13 protein-coding genes and 2 pseudogenes are annotated in these 15,063 nt (G+C 74.0%); 8 read left to right on the top strand and 7 right to left on the bottom strand.

What is annotated here, in order from left to right; genetic code table 11:
• The 3 genes and pseudogenes from ABZY20_RS34960 to ABZY20_RS34970 form a co-directional block, all read right to left on the bottom strand.
• Nucleotides 1-635: pseudogene (locus tag ABZY20_RS34960) on the bottom strand (phosphoketolase); the annotation flags it as partial.
• An 83-nt stretch (nt 636-718) separates the two neighbouring features.
• Complete coding sequence (locus ABZY20_RS34965) at nt 719-3,208, bottom strand: glycoside hydrolase family 3 N-terminal domain-containing protein (RefSeq protein WP_356447199.1); 2,490 nt, start codon at nt 3,206-3,208, stop codon at nt 719-721.
• 268 nt (nt 3,209-3,476) lie between these two features.
• Nucleotides 3,477-5,468 carry a ricin-type beta-trefoil lectin domain protein gene (locus tag ABZY20_RS34970; protein WP_356447201.1) on the bottom strand — a complete coding sequence of 664 codons (1,992 nt, stop codon included), beginning with the start codon at nt 5,466-5,468 and terminating at the stop codon, nt 3,477-3,479.
• A 386-nt stretch (nt 5,469-5,854) separates the two neighbouring features.
• Between ABZY20_RS34970 and galU the strand changes: the two genes are divergently transcribed.
• Nucleotides 5,855-6,802 (top strand): UTP--glucose-1-phosphate uridylyltransferase GalU, encoded by a 948-nt coding sequence (gene galU / locus ABZY20_RS34975; RefSeq protein WP_356447203.1) that lies wholly within the window; start codon nt 5,855-5,857, stop codon nt 6,800-6,802.
• 87 nt (nt 6,803-6,889) lie between these two features.
• Here galU and ABZY20_RS34980 read toward each other — a convergent pair whose 3' ends face one another.
• A complete protein-coding gene (locus ABZY20_RS34980) occupies nt 6,890-7,327 on the bottom strand; it encodes a DUF4442 domain-containing protein (protein WP_356447290.1) in 438 nt (145 codons plus the stop codon).
• A 177-nt stretch (nt 7,328-7,504) separates the two neighbouring features.
• On the opposite strand from ABZY20_RS34980, the gene ABZY20_RS34985 reads away from it, so the two are divergent.
• Both ABZY20_RS34985 and ABZY20_RS34990 read left to right on the top strand, forming a co-directional pair.
• Nucleotides 7,505-8,509, top strand: a complete 1,005-nt coding sequence (locus ABZY20_RS34985) for a hypothetical protein (protein WP_356447205.1) — start codon at nt 7,505-7,507, stop codon at nt 8,507-8,509.
• Between the two features lie 53 nt (nt 8,510-8,562).
• Nucleotides 8,563-9,870: an MFS transporter gene (locus ABZY20_RS34990; protein ID WP_356447206.1), complete on the top strand. Its 1,308-nt coding sequence runs from the start codon at nt 8,563-8,565 to the stop codon at nt 9,868-9,870.
• Here the strand turns inward: ABZY20_RS34990 and ABZY20_RS34995 are convergent.
• The 3 genes from ABZY20_RS34995 to ABZY20_RS35005 all read right to left on the bottom strand — a co-directional run bounded on the left by ABZY20_RS34995 (nt 9,832) and on the right by ABZY20_RS35005 (nt 12,224).
• A complete protein-coding gene (locus ABZY20_RS34995) occupies nt 9,832-10,677 on the bottom strand; it encodes a fused MFS/spermidine synthase (protein WP_356447208.1) in 846 nt (281 codons plus the stop codon). The genes ABZY20_RS34990 and ABZY20_RS34995 overlap by 39 nt on opposite strands.
• A gap of 81 nt (nt 10,678-10,758) precedes the next feature.
• Complete coding sequence (gene tuf / locus ABZY20_RS35000) at nt 10,759-11,928, bottom strand: elongation factor Tu (RefSeq protein ID WP_356447209.1); 1,170 nt, start codon at nt 11,926-11,928, stop codon at nt 10,759-10,761.
• Between the two features lie 92 nt (nt 11,929-12,020).
• A complete protein-coding gene (locus ABZY20_RS35005; protein ID WP_356447295.1) occupies nt 12,021-12,224 on the bottom strand; it encodes a hypothetical protein in 204 nt (67 codons plus the stop codon).
• Nucleotides 12,225-12,261: 37 nt separating this feature from the next.
• Here ABZY20_RS35005 and ABZY20_RS35010 point away from each other — a divergent pair, with 37 nt between their 5' ends.
• The 5 genes and pseudogenes from ABZY20_RS35010 to ABZY20_RS35030 all read left to right on the top strand — a co-directional run.
• A complete protein-coding gene (locus tag ABZY20_RS35010; RefSeq protein ID WP_356447211.1) occupies nt 12,262-13,053 on the top strand; it encodes a VTT domain-containing protein in 792 nt (263 codons plus the stop codon).
• A 120-nt stretch (nt 13,054-13,173) separates the two neighbouring features.
• Nucleotides 13,174-13,266 (top strand): annotated as a pseudogene (locus ABZY20_RS35015) (transcriptional regulator); the annotation flags it as partial.
• 160 nt (nt 13,267-13,426) lie between these two features.
• A complete protein-coding gene (locus tag ABZY20_RS35020) occupies nt 13,427-14,302 on the top strand; it encodes an undecaprenyl-diphosphate phosphatase (protein ID WP_356447213.1) in 876 nt (291 codons plus the stop codon).
• A 96-nt stretch (nt 14,303-14,398) separates the two neighbouring features.
• Complete coding sequence (locus tag ABZY20_RS35025) at nt 14,399-14,578, top strand: hypothetical protein (protein ID WP_356447214.1); 180 nt, start codon at nt 14,399-14,401, stop codon at nt 14,576-14,578.
• Between the two features lie 126 nt (nt 14,579-14,704).
• Nucleotides 14,705-15,063 (top strand): nuclear transport factor 2 family protein (locus tag ABZY20_RS35030; protein WP_356447216.1); only part of this gene is annotated, 359 nt, incomplete at its 3' end.

Below are 15,063 nucleotides of genomic sequence, written 5' to 3' on the forward strand. Positions count from 1 at the left end.
TGCAGGATCGGCAGCACGGCACCGTCGTGCACCGGATCGAGGAACTTGTCGGAATGCCACGACGCGGCCAGCGGACCCGTCTCCGCCTCCCCGTCGCCGACCACACACGCGACCAGCAGATCCGGATTGTCCAGCGCCGCACCATAGGCGTGGGCGAGGGAGTAGCCGAGTTCACCGCCTTCGTGGATGGAGCCGGGCACCTCCGGGGCGACGTGACTCGGGACGCCGCCGGGGAAGGAGAACTGCCGCATCAGCAGCTCCATGCCCTGCGCGTCCCGTGTCACGTCCGGGAACTTCTCGGTGTAGCTGCCCTCCAGCCAGGAGTTGGCGAGAACCGACGGCCCGCCGTGGCCCGGGCCCCAGATGCACAGGGCGTCCAGGCCGCGCTTGCCGATGACCCGGTTGAGGTGGGTGTACACGAGGTTCAGCCCGGGTGAGGTGCCCCAGTGCCCCAGGAGCCGCGGCTTGATGTGCTCGGGCCGCAGCGGCTCGGTCAGCAGCGGGTTCGCCAGGAGGTAGATCTGACCGGCCGCCAGGTAGTTGGCGGCCCGCCAGTGGGCGTCGAGGATGCGCAGTTCCTCGTCGGTCGGTGCGGTCGGTGCGGTCGGGTCGTCCTGGCGCGGTGCCTCGGGCATGGGTGGCTCCCTGGGTTCTGCGGCGGCCTCAGGAGGAGTACCAGTCTGTTCCGGTTCGATGCCGGGCGCCTGTCGGCCGTGCGTCACCCGGCGGAGCGGTCCGGGCCGGTCACCCGTGCGGTGGTCCGCAGCCGCAGGTCCCCCGACGAGGCCCCGATCCAGAGGGTGCGGAGGCCGGTGCCGAGCACCCAGTCGTGGGCCCGCGGGTCCCAGGAGGACAGGATCCGCGGCTCGACGCGCACGCCGACCCGCCGTTCCTCGCCCGCCCGCAGCGCGAGCCGCCGGTATCCGGCCAGGACCCGGACGGGCTGGCCGAGACGGAGGTCGGGGGACGGCCCGGCGTACACCTGCGGCACGTCGACGCCGTCGCGCGTCCCGGTGTTGCGGACCGTGAAGGCGACCTCCAGGCCGTCGGCCGTCCACCGCGCGTCCGGATCCCCGTAGGCGAAGGACGTGTACGACAGGCCGTGGCCGAAGGGGAACAGCGGCCGCACGTCCTGGGCGTCGTACCAGCGGTGGCCGACGTGGACGCCCTCCGTGTAGAGCTCGGTGCCGTCCACGCCCGGGTAGCGGCGCGGGTCGCCGGCCACGGGGTGCCGGTCGTCGCCGGTGGGGAAGGTCTGGGTGAGCCGGCCGCCGGGGTCGGTGTCGCCGTACAGGACGGCGGCGGTCGCGGCGGCGCCCTCCTGGCCCGGGTAGTACATCTGCAGCACGGCGCCGGTGCGCTCCAGCCACGGCATCGAGGTGGCGGACGAGGTGTTGAGCACGACGGTGGTGCGCGCATTGGCCGCCGTCACGGCCTCGATGAGCCGCTCCTGGTTGCCCGGGAGGGCGACGGTCGTGCGGTCCTGGCCCTCGATGGCGTCCTCGTAGGCGAAGAGGACGACGTCCCGGGCGGCGCGGGCGGCCCGTACGGCGTGTGCCACGTCCTCGGCACGGGTCGCGGCGGTGATGCGCCGCAGCCGGAACAGCCCGCCGGTGTCGTGGCCCTGCGCGGTGACGGACAGCCGGTGGGTGCCCCTGCCCGGCTTCAGGGTCCTGCGGCGCACGGACAGGCCGTCCTCCGCGTGGGTGAGCAGGCCGCCCGTGAAGTACTCGCTCCAGCCGGGCGCCACGGGGAACAGGTCCTCGCCGTCGAGCAGGACCCTGGGCCGGTGCGGGGGCGTGCCGGTGTAGTGCAGCACGAGGGTCCACTCCTCGTCCTCGGCGACGGTGAGGGTGCCCTCGTAGGTCCAGGTCCGCCCGGCGGCGACGCGCTGCGCCTCGGTGTCGAAGGCGGGGTCGAACGCGTCCGCGGGGAAGGGCTTGCCGAAGGCGTCCTCGCCCAGGGCCCAGGTGACCCGTGCGGCGCGCGGCCGGACGGCGTCCAGAGGGCTGTCGGCGTGCTCGGGCACGACATGGGCGCTGCCGCCGCCGCTGACCAGGGGCCGGGCGGCGGTCGGCCCGATCAGGGCCACGGTCGTGCCCTCGGCGAGCGGCAGGGTGCCGCGGACGTTGCGCAGCAGGGTGGCGCCGGCCTCGGCGACCTCGCGGGCCACGGCCGCCCCGGCCCGGGCGTCGCGGTCCGGGCGCGGCGGCGGGGAGCCGCCCAGCAGGCCGAAGCGGTCCATGACGGTCAGGATCCGGCGGACGGCCCGGTCGACGTACGCCTCCGGAACGCCGCCGTCCCGTACGGCCGTGGCGAGGGCCGTGCCGAAGTGGGTGCCGTCGGGCATCTCCAGGTCGAGGCCCGCCAGGAGGGAGGCGCGTGTGCTGTGCGCGGCGGACCAGTCGCTCATGACGAAGCCGGTGAATCCCCACCGCTCGCGCAGGATGCCGGTGAGCAGCGCCTCGTGCTCGCAGGCGAAGGTGCCGTCGACCTTGTTGTAGGCGCCCATCACCGCGCCGGTGCCGGCGGCGACGGCCGCTTCGAAGCCGCGCAGTTCCGTCTCGTGCAGCGTGCGCTCGTCCACGCGCACGTCGACCGACATGCGGTCGCGCTCCTGGTTGTTCAGGGCGAAGTGCTTGACGGTCGCGACGAGTCCCTCGCCCTGAATTCCCTCGATCTCGGCGGCGACCAGGTGGGCGGAGAGCAGCGGATCCTCGCTGAAGGTCTCGAAGTTGCGGCCCGCGTACGGGGTGCGGATGAGGTTGACCATCGGGGACAGCAGCACGTCCTGGCCGAGGGCACGGCCCTCCCGCCCGATGACCTGTCCGTAGCGCCGGGCCAGGTCCGGATCGAACGTGGAGGCCAGCAGCACCGGGGCGGGCAGGGCGGTGGCGTGCCGGGTGACGCGGACGCCGGCCGGGCCGTCGGCGAGCCGCAGCGGCGGGATGCCGAGCCGCTTCACTCCGGGCACGTAGCCCGCCTGGCCGAGCGGATCCGGGTCGGTGGCGCCGTGCAGCAAGGAGATCTTCTCGTCGAGGGTGAGCCGGGCGAGCAGCCCGTCGACGCGGCGGGCCGGGCGCGGGGCGGCGGCGTCCCGCGCCCGCGCCCGGGCCCGGGAGACTCCGGACGGAGCGGCGGCGGCGATCGCCGTGCCGAGCAGGAGCAGGGCGGATCGCCGGGGGAACCGGGGGGCGGTGTCGCTCATGCGACGCACTATGCGCCAGGCCGGGCGCGGCACCCCGCCGGACACCGGCCTCGCCCTCGGGGCCACCCGAGTGGGCGACCCGAGTGGGCGACCCCGACCCCGGGCCCCCGCGGAGGACGGCTACGACCCGTTCCAGGACAGGGGGCCGGGTGGGGCGAGGTGACGGTGCCGGGCGTTGGCCCGGTCCCGAAGTCGTCCCGGGTCCTGGGGTCCTGGGGTCCTCTTTGGCCCTGGGGTCCTCGGTCCCGGACTGGGCTTCGGTCCCGGGCTACTCCCCGTCCCCAGGCCGCGCCCCGGTCCCCGGCTCGTCCCCAGTCCCCGGCTCGGCCTCGCTGTCGGGCTGTGTCTCGGTCCCCGACCGGGCATCGCCTTCGGGCTGCGCCTCGGTCCCCGACTGGCCCCCGGTATCGCCGGCGGGAGCGGAGGGCCGTGCGTCCTCACAGCAGTCCACCTGCGCGAACCGCGTCTCGTACCGCTCCTGCGCCGGTTCCCCCGAGGAGGTCTGCGACGGCCCGGGCCGGGGCACGGACGGCGCGTCCCCGTACGGCCGCTCCCGCTGCTGCTCCCGCTGCCCGTCGGGGCGCTCGCGGGGCGCCTCCCCGGTCCGTTCCCCGCCCGAGTCCCCGGACGGGTCCCCGTACGGGACCGCCGGTTCCAGCGTCCAGCGCTGGGCGTCGGAGCCGTCGCGCCCGCCGACGGTCACGGCCCGGCCCTTCCCGGGGACCACCGCCTGCCCCTTGCCGCCGCGCGGCAGCACCGCACCGCGCACCGTCAGGTCGTAGCGCACCACTGCGCCTTGCGTCAGGCAGCCGGCGAGCAGCACCGAACCGTCGTCGGGGCCGGATCCGAGGCAGAGGGCCGGATCGGCGGCGAGGCGCAGCGTCCCGTCGTCCAGGTACGCCCACTGCGGGGAGCCGGTGGAGCAGTCGTTCAGCACGATGCGGCTGCCGGCGCGCAGGCGGCCGTCCCGGACGTCGAGGCACAGGTCCCGGTCGAGGTTGCGCAGCCGTCCCCGGGCCACTTCGGCGGGACGGTCCACGGATGCGGCCGACGGGACGGTGGCGGGACCGGTGTCCGCGGCGGAGCCGGTGTCGTCGGTGTCGGATCGAGCGGGCGGCTGTCCGGGGGTGCCCGGGGTCTTGGGCGACGGCTCCGGTGCGTCCGGGCCGGTGGGTGAGGGTCGTGCCGGGTCCGGGTCGACGGAGTCACCGCTGACCAGGCCCCAGCCGGCCTGCGGGGCGGCGGTGGTCCCCTCGTCCGACCAGCCGCGGGCGGCGAACAGCGTGGCGAGCAGCACGAGGGAGGTCACCCCGACCGCGACGGCCAGGGCCTTGGTGTGCCTGCCGGGCGGCGCGGCGTGCCCGCCCTCCGGCAGGGGGCGTGCCGCACGGGCGGCCCGGAGCCGGTGCCGGCCCCCGGCGGGAACGGCGTCCGGGCTCCCGGCGCGCCCCGGCCGTGAGGCGAGGTAGCGGCGGGCGCCCCAGCCCAGCACCGTCTCGGCGAGCAGGTCCTCCAGACCGCCCTCGAAATGGCTGAGCTGTTCGGCGGCGTACCGGCAGTAGCGGCAGGTCATCAGATGCCGCTGCACGTCCGGCAGCAGGGCGCCGCCGCGGCGCATCGGCACGTCCAGCAGGCGGTTGTAGTAGCGGCATTCCCGTGTCGGCGCGAGTTCCCGGTGCGCCCGTGCACAGCCGGTCCGGAATTGTTCCCGCGCCTGCTCCAGGGCGGTTCGGGCAATGCCCGGGTCCACGCCCAGCAGACCGGCCGGTACGGATAGCGGCTCGGCCTCGACCTCCGTGTGCCAGAGCAGGCATTGCGAAGCGCCCGGAAGGGCGCGGAATGCGCGATCGGCGAGCCGCCGGTTTTCGCGGGGCGGGGGCGGGGCGGCACGCAGACCGCGGGCCCCTGCGGTACTGCGCAGTTCCGGCAGTAATCCGGAAATGCCGTCGTCCGCCGCCCATTCCCCGGCCGTGTCCCGCACGGCCGCGAGCAGGCGGGGACGCAGGGCGCCGCCGCCCGGCCGGGCGAGTTCCCGGCGGAACGCGGCGGCGGCCGCCATGGACGCGGAATCCTGCGAGGAGGCCAGACAGATGACGGCGTACTCGTGGACCGGCCGCCAGTGCCGCGCCAGCAACACGGCGACGGCGCGCGACCCTTCGGCGGGGTCGGCGGCCCGGGCGAGCAGCTCGCGGTCGGACTGCGCGGCAGCCGAACCGGGGCGCGGCGGATACGGCGGACGTGGGGGGTGGGGGGATCGCACGGAACCATTTCCTTCCAGCCGCAGGACGGCATGCGAAATGCGCGTCCGTCGGAAAGCAGGCGCGTGAGGGGTGCATACCTGTGCCGCTTCAGCTGCGGAACTCGGTTGTGAGGCGGCTCACTTTCGCACAGGCGACTGAGAGGTGCCAAGCAGTTCGGACGGCTCGCGTTCAGCTCGGCGGAAATGCCATGGCGTTACCACCGGTATCCGCACCGGCTTCCGAGAAGAACCCAACGGAGTCCGGCAGTTGTGTGCGAGCAAAGGCGGTTGATCCACGAAATCTCCCACTCCGCAGCGCCTCCCACCCCTCAGCGCACTCCCACTCCACAGCGCACTCCCATGCCGCTCTCGGCCCGCTCTCATCCGCGCGCGCCAGCATGAGCCGCATGAGCGCCCCCCACCCCTCCGCCCCGGCCGCCCCGCTTCGCACCGTCCGCAAGGCGGTCGTCCCCGCCGCCGGTCTCGGCACCCGCTTCCTGCCCGCCACCAAGGCGACCCCCAAGGAGATGCTCCCGGTCGTCGACAAGCCGGCCATCCAGTACGTCGTCGAGGAGGCCGCGGCGGCGGGACTCGACGACGTCCTGATGGTCACCGGCCGGCACAAGCGGGCCATCGAGGACCACTTCGACCACGCCTTCGAACTGGAGCAGGCCCTCGCGGCCAAGGGCGACACCGTGCGGCTGGACGCGGTGCGCGACCCTGCGCGGCTGGCGAGCATCCACCACATCCGCCAGGGCGACCCGCTCGGCCTGGGCCACGCCGTGCTGTGCGCCCATCGGCACGTGGGCGACCAGCCCTTCGCGGTCCTGCTCGGCGACGACCTGATCGACCCGCGCGAAAGCCTGCTCAGCCGCATGCTCGGCGTCCGCGACCGGCGCCTGGGCAGCGTGGTGGCCCTGATGGAGGTCCCGCGGGAGCAGATCCACCTCTACGGCTGCGCCGCCGTCGAGGCGACCGGCGAGGAGGGCGTCGTCCGCGTCACGGGTCTGGTCGAGAAGCCGGCCCCGCACCTCGCCCCGAGCCGCTACGCCGTCATCGGGCGCTACGTCCTCGACCCGGCGGTCTTCGGCGTGCTGGAGCGCACCCCGCCGGGCCGGGGCGGCGAGATCCAGCTCACCGACGCCCTCCAGGAACTGGCCGCGGGCGGCACGGTGCACGGGGTCGTCTTCGAGGGCCTGCGCTACGACACCGGCGACAAGGCCGACTACCTGCGCACCGTGGTCCGGCTGGCCTGCGAACGCCCCGACCTGGGGCCGGAGTTCAGGGCCTGGCTCAGGGAGTACGTCGCCGCCCTGGACACGGCGCACCCGGCACGGCGGGGCCTCGCCGCCTGATCCGCCGTCGCCATCGGCACCAGCACCGGCACCAGCACGGCCACCGGCACCGGCCCCCGGCCGGAGCTCCCGTGCGTCACCGCCCGATCAACCGTTGGGGCGCAGGGTCCAGACGACGGTCATCTCGCCCGTGACGGCGCCGTCGGCCCGCTGGATGGCGATGGTCACCGGGAACTCGGGGCGCTCACCGGCGTCCAGCTCCGCGACGACCTCGGCGGCCGGACGGCCGAGGGTGGCGGTGGCGGTGACCACGCCCATCGCCAGCTTCCGGTAGGCGATCTCGGCGCGCACGGCCAGCGGCACGGCGCGCGAGAGCTGGTCCCCGAACGCGGCCAGCACGATCGCCCCGCTCGCGGACTCGCCGAGCGTGAACATCGCACCGGCGTGCGGGCCGCCCACGTGGTTGTGGTACTCGCCCTGGTCCGGCAGGGAGACCACGGCCCGCTCGGGCGTGGTCTCGAGGAACTCGAGGTTCAGGGTCCGGGCCATGGGCACCGTGGCGGCGAGCATCTCGCCGATGGACATCTGGTCTGCGCTCATGACCGCATGTTACTCACGAGTAGAGAGCCCTGAACAGGCCGTGTGACGACCGCCGCACCGCGGCCCGGCACGGCCCCGCGCGCCGCACCGTTCCCGAGTTGCTACGTGCCCGTCCACGGGCGGTGACCGAATCGAGCCGGGACGCGGCTAGGGTGACTGCCCATGTGGCCAGGACAGCAGCCGCCCGGGGGCGAGCAGAACCCGCAGACGAACAACCCCTACCAGCAGCCGGGGTACCAGCAGCCGAATCCGTATCAGCAGCCGGGCTATCAGCAGCAGCCCACCGCGTACGGGCAGCAGCCGCAGTGGGGCGTTCCCGCGCCCGCCGGCGCGCCGCAGCCCCCGCAGGGCGGTGGCGGCGGCAACCGGACGAAGCTGATCGCGGTCGTCGCGGCCACGGCAGTGGTCGTGGCGGCCGGTGTCACCGGCTTCCTGGTGCTGGGCGGCGAGAAGGACGACACCGCGGAGGGCGGCGACAAGGGCACCAAGACCTCCGCGAGCCCGTCGGCGGAGCCGAGCGCGTCCGCCTCGGCCGACAACCCCCGCGGCGGCGAGGAGGCAAAGCCCACCGTCAAGGGCTGGAAGGTCGTCATCAACCCCAAGTGGGGCACGGCCTTCGACGTCCCGCCTGACTGGGAGGTGGAGTCGCCGACGATGTCCGTCGGCTTCGAGGACAAGAAGTCGGACGAGGGCAAGCCGCTGATCGTCATGTCGGCGCCGGCCTTCTACAAGTCCGAGTGGTGCACGAGCGACGACGACAAGGACGGCAACAGCGAGACCACCTCCCTGGCCGGTGTGGGCACCAAGGGCGCGGACGGCGCCAAGAACACCGACGAGGTCGCGGTCAACCAGGTCGCCTGGTGGGTCTACGGCGGCTACACGCAGCCGGACAAGAAGAGCGTCAAGAACGACGAGAAGGCCAAGCCGTACACCACCGCCTCGGGTGTGAAGGGCAGCATCGCCTGGGCCTGGTCGGAGAACACCCCCGACAAGGGCAAGTGCGCGAGCGACGGCAAGGCGGTCACGTTCGGCTTCAAGAACTCCGCCGGTGACTTCGTCTCGTGGAACTTCTACGGGGCCAAGGGCGTCAAGGACGAGGTGCCCAAGGAGACCATCATGAAGATCCTCAGCACCGTCCGGCTGCAGGGCGAACCGACCGGAGGCTGACCCGCGCGGGGCACGGTTTGGCAGGACGGCACCGCTGCGGCCATAGTCAGCCGGTGACGTCCTCCACCCCTCCCACCCGGCACTCCCGCCGGCCCGCCTGGGCCGGCCGCAACTACTCCCTGCTGACCGCGGCCGCGGTCGTCACCAGCCTGGGCAGTCAGGGCGCCCTGGTCGCCTCGGCCTTCGCCGTGCTGGAGTCGGGCGGTGGCGCCGGTGACGTCGGCCTGGTCGCGGCGGCGCGGACGCTCCCGCTGGTGCTGTTCCTGCTGATCGGCGGCGCGGTGGCGGACCGGCTGCCCCGGCACCATGTGATGGTCGCGGCCAACGTGCTGAACTGCCTCTCGCAGGCCGTCTTCGCCGCCCTGGTGCTGACCGGGGACCCGCTGCTGTGGCAGATGCTGCTGCTCGCCGCGCTCGGCGGCACCGGCCAGGCCTTCTTCGGCCCGGCCGCCGAGGGCATGCTGATGTCGTCCGTCGAGGGCGAACAGGCGGGCCGGGCGTTCGCGGTGTTCCGGATGGCGATGCAGGGCGCGGCCCTGGGCGGTGCCGCGCTCGGCGGTGCCATGGTCGCCGCGATCGGGCCCGGCTGGGTGCTCGCTGCGGACGCGGCGGCCTTCGCGGTCGCCGGGGCGCTGCGGGCTCTGCTCGACGTCGGCCACATACCGCCCCGCGCGCCGGGCGGCGGTCTGCTCGCCGATCTGCGGGACGGCTGGCGGGAGTTCGCCGGACGTCCGTGGCTGTGGGGCATCGTGGTGCAGTTCTCCATCGCCAACGCGGTGGTCGCCGCCGCCGACGCGGTCTACGGTCCGCTCGTCGCCCGCGACCATCTCGGCGGCGCGGGCCCCTGGGGTCTCGCCCTCGGCGCGTTCGGGGCGGGCACCGTCGCCGGGGCGGTGCTGATGACCCGCTGGAAGCCGCGCCGTCTGCTCCTGGCGGGCACGGTCTGTGTCTTCCCGCTCGCCCTGCCCTCGGCCGCGCTCGCCGTCCCGGTGCCCATCGGCTGGCTGTTCGTGGTGATGTTCGTCGCCGGCGCGACCGTGGAGGTGTTCGGGGTGTCCTGGATGACGGCCCTGCACCAGGAGATCCCCGAGGAGAAGCTCTCCCGCGTCTCGGCCTACGACTGGTTCGGCTCCGTCGCCCTGGTGCCGCTGGCCACGGCCGCGGCCGGCCCCGCGGAGACGGCGTTCGGCCGCACGGCCGCCCTGTGGGGCTGCGCCGGCCTGGTCGTCCTGGTGACGGCGGCCGTGCTGTGCGTGCCGGACGTCCGCAACCTGCGCCGCCGCACCACCTACGTCACGCAGGGCGGTGCCGCCGAGGCCCCGTCAGCCGATGCCGAACGCCCCGTCGGGGGGCTCGGGTGACGGCACGGCGTCCTCGTCCCGCACCGCCCGCGCCCCGCCGATGAACTCCCGCAGTCCGTCGCCGTACTCGACGCGGGCCGGGAAGGCGTCCGCGGCCGTGCGGCGGGTCAGGGCGGCGACGTCCACCGGCTGGTGCCCGGCGACGAGCACGGCGTTCCCGAACCGCCGCCCCCGCAGCACCCCGGGCTCCGCGATCAGCGCGAGTTCCTCGAAGACGGCGGCCAGCGTGGCGAGTTGCGACCGCAGGAAGGCGAACGGCGCGGCGTCGGGAAGGTTCGCGAGGTACACCCCGCCCGCCCGCAGCACCCGCCGCGCCTGGCGCACGTACGCGAGGGACGTGAGGTGCGCCGGGACCCGGGAGCCGCCGAAGACGTCGGCGACGATGACGTCCGCGGAGCCCGCGGGGGCCTTCTCCACCCAGGCGCGCGCGTCCGCCGCGTGCAGCGCGACCCGGGCGCCCTCGGGGAGCGGCAGGTGCTCGGCGACCAGTTCCAGCAGCCCGGCGTCGGCCTCGACGACGTCCTGCCGTGAGCCCGGCCGGGTAACGGCGACGTACCGGGGCAACGTGAGCGCCCCGCCGCCGAGATGCACCACGTCCAGGGCGCGCCCCGGCTCGGCGAGCACGTCCAGCACGTGCCCGAGCCGCCGCGCGTACTCGAACTCCAGGTGCGCGGGGTCGTCGAGGTCGACGTAGGACTGCGGCGCCCCGTCGACGGTCAGCAGCCAGGCACGCTCCCGGTCGACGTCGGGCATCAGCTTGGCGGTGCCGTGGCCGGTGGTCCGGCTCACGGGGATGGCGTCCTTCACGCTCCCATTGTGACGGGGGCGTCGGGCCGGGCGGGGCCGCGGGGACCGTGCGGCCGGCCCGGCCGCACGGTCCCCGCCACCTCAGCCCACCGCGGTCACGGTCCCCGCCCCCACGGTCCGCCCGCCCTCACGGATGGCGAACCCGAGCCCCGCCTCCAGCGGCACCCGCCGTCCCAGCTCCACGGTCATGTCCACCGTGTCGCCGGGGCGGGCCACGGCCGCCTCGCCGAGGTCGACGTCCCCCACCACGTCAGCGGTGCGGATGTAGAACTGCGGCCGGTACCCGGTGGACACCGCGGTGGTCCGCCCGCCCTCACGCGCGGACAGCACGTACACCCGGGCCGTGAAGCGGCCGGCGGGCACGACACTCCCCGGTGCCGCGACGACGTGCCCGCGCCGGACGGCGTCCCGCGGCACGCCCCGCAGCAGCAGCGCCACGTTGTCCCCGGCCTGCGCCTCCTCCATGGGCTTGCCGAAGGTCTCCAGCCCGGTCACCACCGTCTCGGCGGAGGCGCCCAGCACCTCGACCCGGTCCCCGACCCGCACCACACCGCGCTCCACCGCGCCGGTGACGACGGTCCCCCGCCCGGTGATGGTCAGCACGTTCTCCACCGGCATCAGGAACGGCGCGTCCAGGTACCGCTCCGGCATCGGCACGTAGGTGTCCACCGCGTCGAGCAGCGCCTCGATCGAGGCCGTCCACCGCGGGTCCCCCTCCAGCGCCTTCAGCCCCGAGACGCGTACGACGGGCACACTGTCACCGCCGTAGCCGTGCGCGGTGAGCAGGTCGCGCACCTCCAGCTCGACCAGGTCGGTGAGCTCCTCGTCCCCGGCGTCGGCCTTGTTGAGCGCGACGACGACGTGGTCGACGCCCACCTGCCGGGCGAGCAGCACGTGCTCGGCCGTCTGCGGCATGATCCCGTCGAGTGCGGAGACGACCAGGATCGCCCCGTCGAGCTGCGCGGCGCCCGTGACCATGTTCTTGACGTAGTCGGCGTGGCCCGGCATGTCGACGTGCGCGTAGTGCCGCGTGTCGGTCTCGTACTCGACGTGCGCGATGTTGATGGTGATGCCGCGCGCCGCCTCCTCGGGCGCCCGGTCGATCCGGTCGAACGGCACGAACGCGCCGGAGCCGCGGTCGGCGAGGACCTTGGTGATCGCGGCGGTCAGGGTGGTCTTGCCGTGGTCGACATGACCCATCGTGCCGATGTTGAGATGCGGTTTCGTACGGACGTAGGCCGTCTTGGACATGGCTGTACCTCGAAGCGTCTGGTCGGTGAGAGGGACCCCGGGGACCTGCCCGACCCTCCCCTTGCGGGGTCCGCCGGACGAACCGGGGAGGGTCAGCTTCGGGCGCCGTCCGCGACGGCCGTGACGACCACGACGGCAGCCTTCGGGGCATCCGTGACCACGGATGCTGCGAGGGCGAAGGCGTGCCGGAACATGACATCGATCCTCGCCGACGTCTTTTCCCACGTCGAATGGTTTTCACCGGTCCGCGCGGGGCGCCGCGCCGGGGTTCCTGTGACGGCGATGAGACGAGCCATACGGCGATCACACACATATGTCGGTTAGTGTCACCGGATGCTCGATGCCACCACCCGCTCTGGGGGCACGGCCACGGCCTCTCCCCGGGACGCCACCGCGGAACTCGCCGTCGCCGCGTCCCCGGCCACGACCGCCTCGCCCGTCGTACCCGGCGGTTTCGCCGCCCGCTGCTCCAGAGTGCTGCTCTCCCCGTGGTCCCGGCTGTCGCTGCTCGTCGCGCTGCTCGCCGCGGGCGCGTGCACGGTGCTGCTGTTCGAGCCGCACCGGCTGCTGACCCAGGGCCTGCCGCCACAACTGGGCGGTGCGGCCGCGGCGGTGGTGTTCGCGGTGGCGTACGGGCTGTGCACCGTGGCGTTCGTGCCGAGGCCGCTGCTGAACCTCGCGGGGGGTGCGCTCTTCGGCTCGCAGCTGGGCCTGGGCGTGGCCCTGGCGGGCACGGTGCTGGGCGCCGGGATCGCCTTCTGCCTGGGCCGGGCGCTGGGCCAGGACGCCCTGCGGCCCCTGCTGCGGGGCCGCTGGCTGAAGGCGGCGGACGGACAGCTCAGCCGGCACGGCTTCCGTTCGATGCTGGCGCTGCGGCTGTTCCCCGGTGTGCCGTTCTGGGCGTCGAACTACTGCGCCTCCTTCTCGCGGATGGGCCTGCTGCCGTTCCTGCTGGCCACGGGCCTCGGCTCGATCCCTAACACCGCCGCCTACGCGGTCGCCGGCGCCCGGGCGTCCACTCCGACCTCCCCCGCCTTCCTGATCGCCCTGGCCTGCATCGCCCTGCCCGCACTGGCCGGCGTGGTGGTGGCCTGGCGCAAGCGGCACCGCCTGAGCCGGCTCTGAGGCCCCCCTGCCCGAGCGAAGCCGAGGGCTTGGGGGAGGACGGCCGCGGGCGATGGCCCCGCCGTGCACGTCGACCGGCGGCGTCCCGCTCCCCGGGCGAGGTCGGCGCCGGTCTCCTGCTGCCGGGCCTGCGGCGACGAGGTGCGCCACGAGGACCTCACGGCCCGCCCGCTGCCACCCGGCTGCACGGTGACGGGCCCGACGGCGGCCTGATCCGCGGCAGCCCGCACCGGACGTACAAACCCCCGTGTCCGAGCGGTCACCCAAGGGCGCTACGCTTCCCCCTCGGCACACCTGATCACCCGTCCTCGCGATCGGCGGACCGGTGTGCCCGTCGTCCGTCCCACGATCGGCACTTGGACTCCGCTACCTCATGTCTTGGTTCGAATCACTCATCCTCGGACTCGTCCAGGGGCTGACCGAGTTCCTCCCCGTCTCCTCCAGCGCGCACCTGCGCCTGACGGCGGCCTTCTCGGGATGGGAGGACCCTGGCGCGGCCTTCACCGCGATCACCCAGATCGGCACCGAGGCCGCCGTGCTGATCTACTTCCGCAAGGACATCGGGCGGATCCTGTCGGCGTGGACGCGCTCGCTCACCGACAAGACGCTGCGCAGCGACCCGGACGCGCGGATGGGCTGGCTCGTCATCGTCGGCTCCATCCCGATCGGTGTGCTCGGTGTGACGCTGAAGGACCAGATCGAGGGGCCGTTCCGGGATCTGCGGATCACCGCGACCATGCTGATCGGCATGGGCATCGTCCTCGGCGTCGCCGACCGGCTCGCGGCCCGCGACGAGAACGGCGGCCGGCACCGCGCCCCCAAGCAGCGCAAGGCCCTGGAGGACCTGGGCGTGCGGGACGGCCTGATCTACGGCCTGTGCCAGGCCATGGCGCTCGTCCCGGGCGTCTCCCGCTCCGGCGCCACCATCAGCGGCGGCCTGTTCATGGGCTACAGGCGCGAGGCCGCGGCCCGCTACTCCTTCCTGCTCGCCATCCCCGCGGTGCTCGCCTCGGGCCTGTTCGAGCTGAAGGACGCCACAGAGGGCGGCCATGTCTCGTGGGGGCCGACGATCTTCGCGACGGTCATCGCCTTCGGCGTCGGGTACGCCGTGATCGCGTGGTTCATGAAGTTCATCTCGACCAAGAGCTTCATGCCGTTCGTCTGGTACCGCATCGCGCTCGGCATCGTCATCATCGTGCTGGTCACCACGGGAGCCATCAGCCCGCACGCGGGCGAGCCGGCGCACTGACACGGCGCCTGTGACCCGGGTCTCGTGACCAACCGCATAGCGATCGGGTAGCTGTCCGGTAGCGGGGTGTCAGTGGCTGCCCCTAGGCTTGTCCGCATGTCCCCCGATTTCGTGACCCCTGGTTCCGTGCGGTCCGCTGCCGAGGTCAACGAGGAGATCCGTGCGCTCTGGCGGCGCACGGGCGGCACCCTGACGGCCGAGGAGCGCGCGGAGTACGAGCTGCTGGTCGTCGAGTGGGCCGCCGCGATCCGCGGCGGCGTCGTCAAGGCGGCCTGACCGCCCCTTTCCTCCCCCGTCCCGCACGCGCCCGCGCCGGGCGGACCGGTCACGGCCGCCCCAGCGGCCCGCGAATGTCACCGTACGGCCCTTGGCTCGGCTCCCGTCATGCCCAACACTGAGCCGATGACTCAGCGTGTGGAGTTCGCCGCCGTCCGGGACCGGCTGGCCGTCGAGGACCTGATCACCGACTACGCGGTGGCGGTCGACGACGGCGACTGGGACGCCTACCGAAGACTGTTCGCCCCGAGGGGGCGGGCGGACTACCGCTCGGCGGGCGGCATCGAGGGCGATGCGGGGGCGGTCGCCGCCTGGCTCGCCCAGAGCATGGAGTCGTTCCCCGTACGGCAGCATCTGATCGTCAACCGCCGCGTCAGCTTCGGCGTCTGGGAGCAGGACACCGGCGACACGGCCCGGGTGCAGGCCGACTACGTCAGCCCCATGGCCGCGGCCGGAGCCGCGCCCGACGTCGTCCGCGGCGGCCG

It is taken from the genome of Streptomyces sp. NPDC006624 (genome assembly GCF_040611555.1).
Taxonomy (GTDB): domain Bacteria; phylum Actinomycetota; class Actinomycetes; order Streptomycetales; family Streptomycetaceae; genus Streptomyces.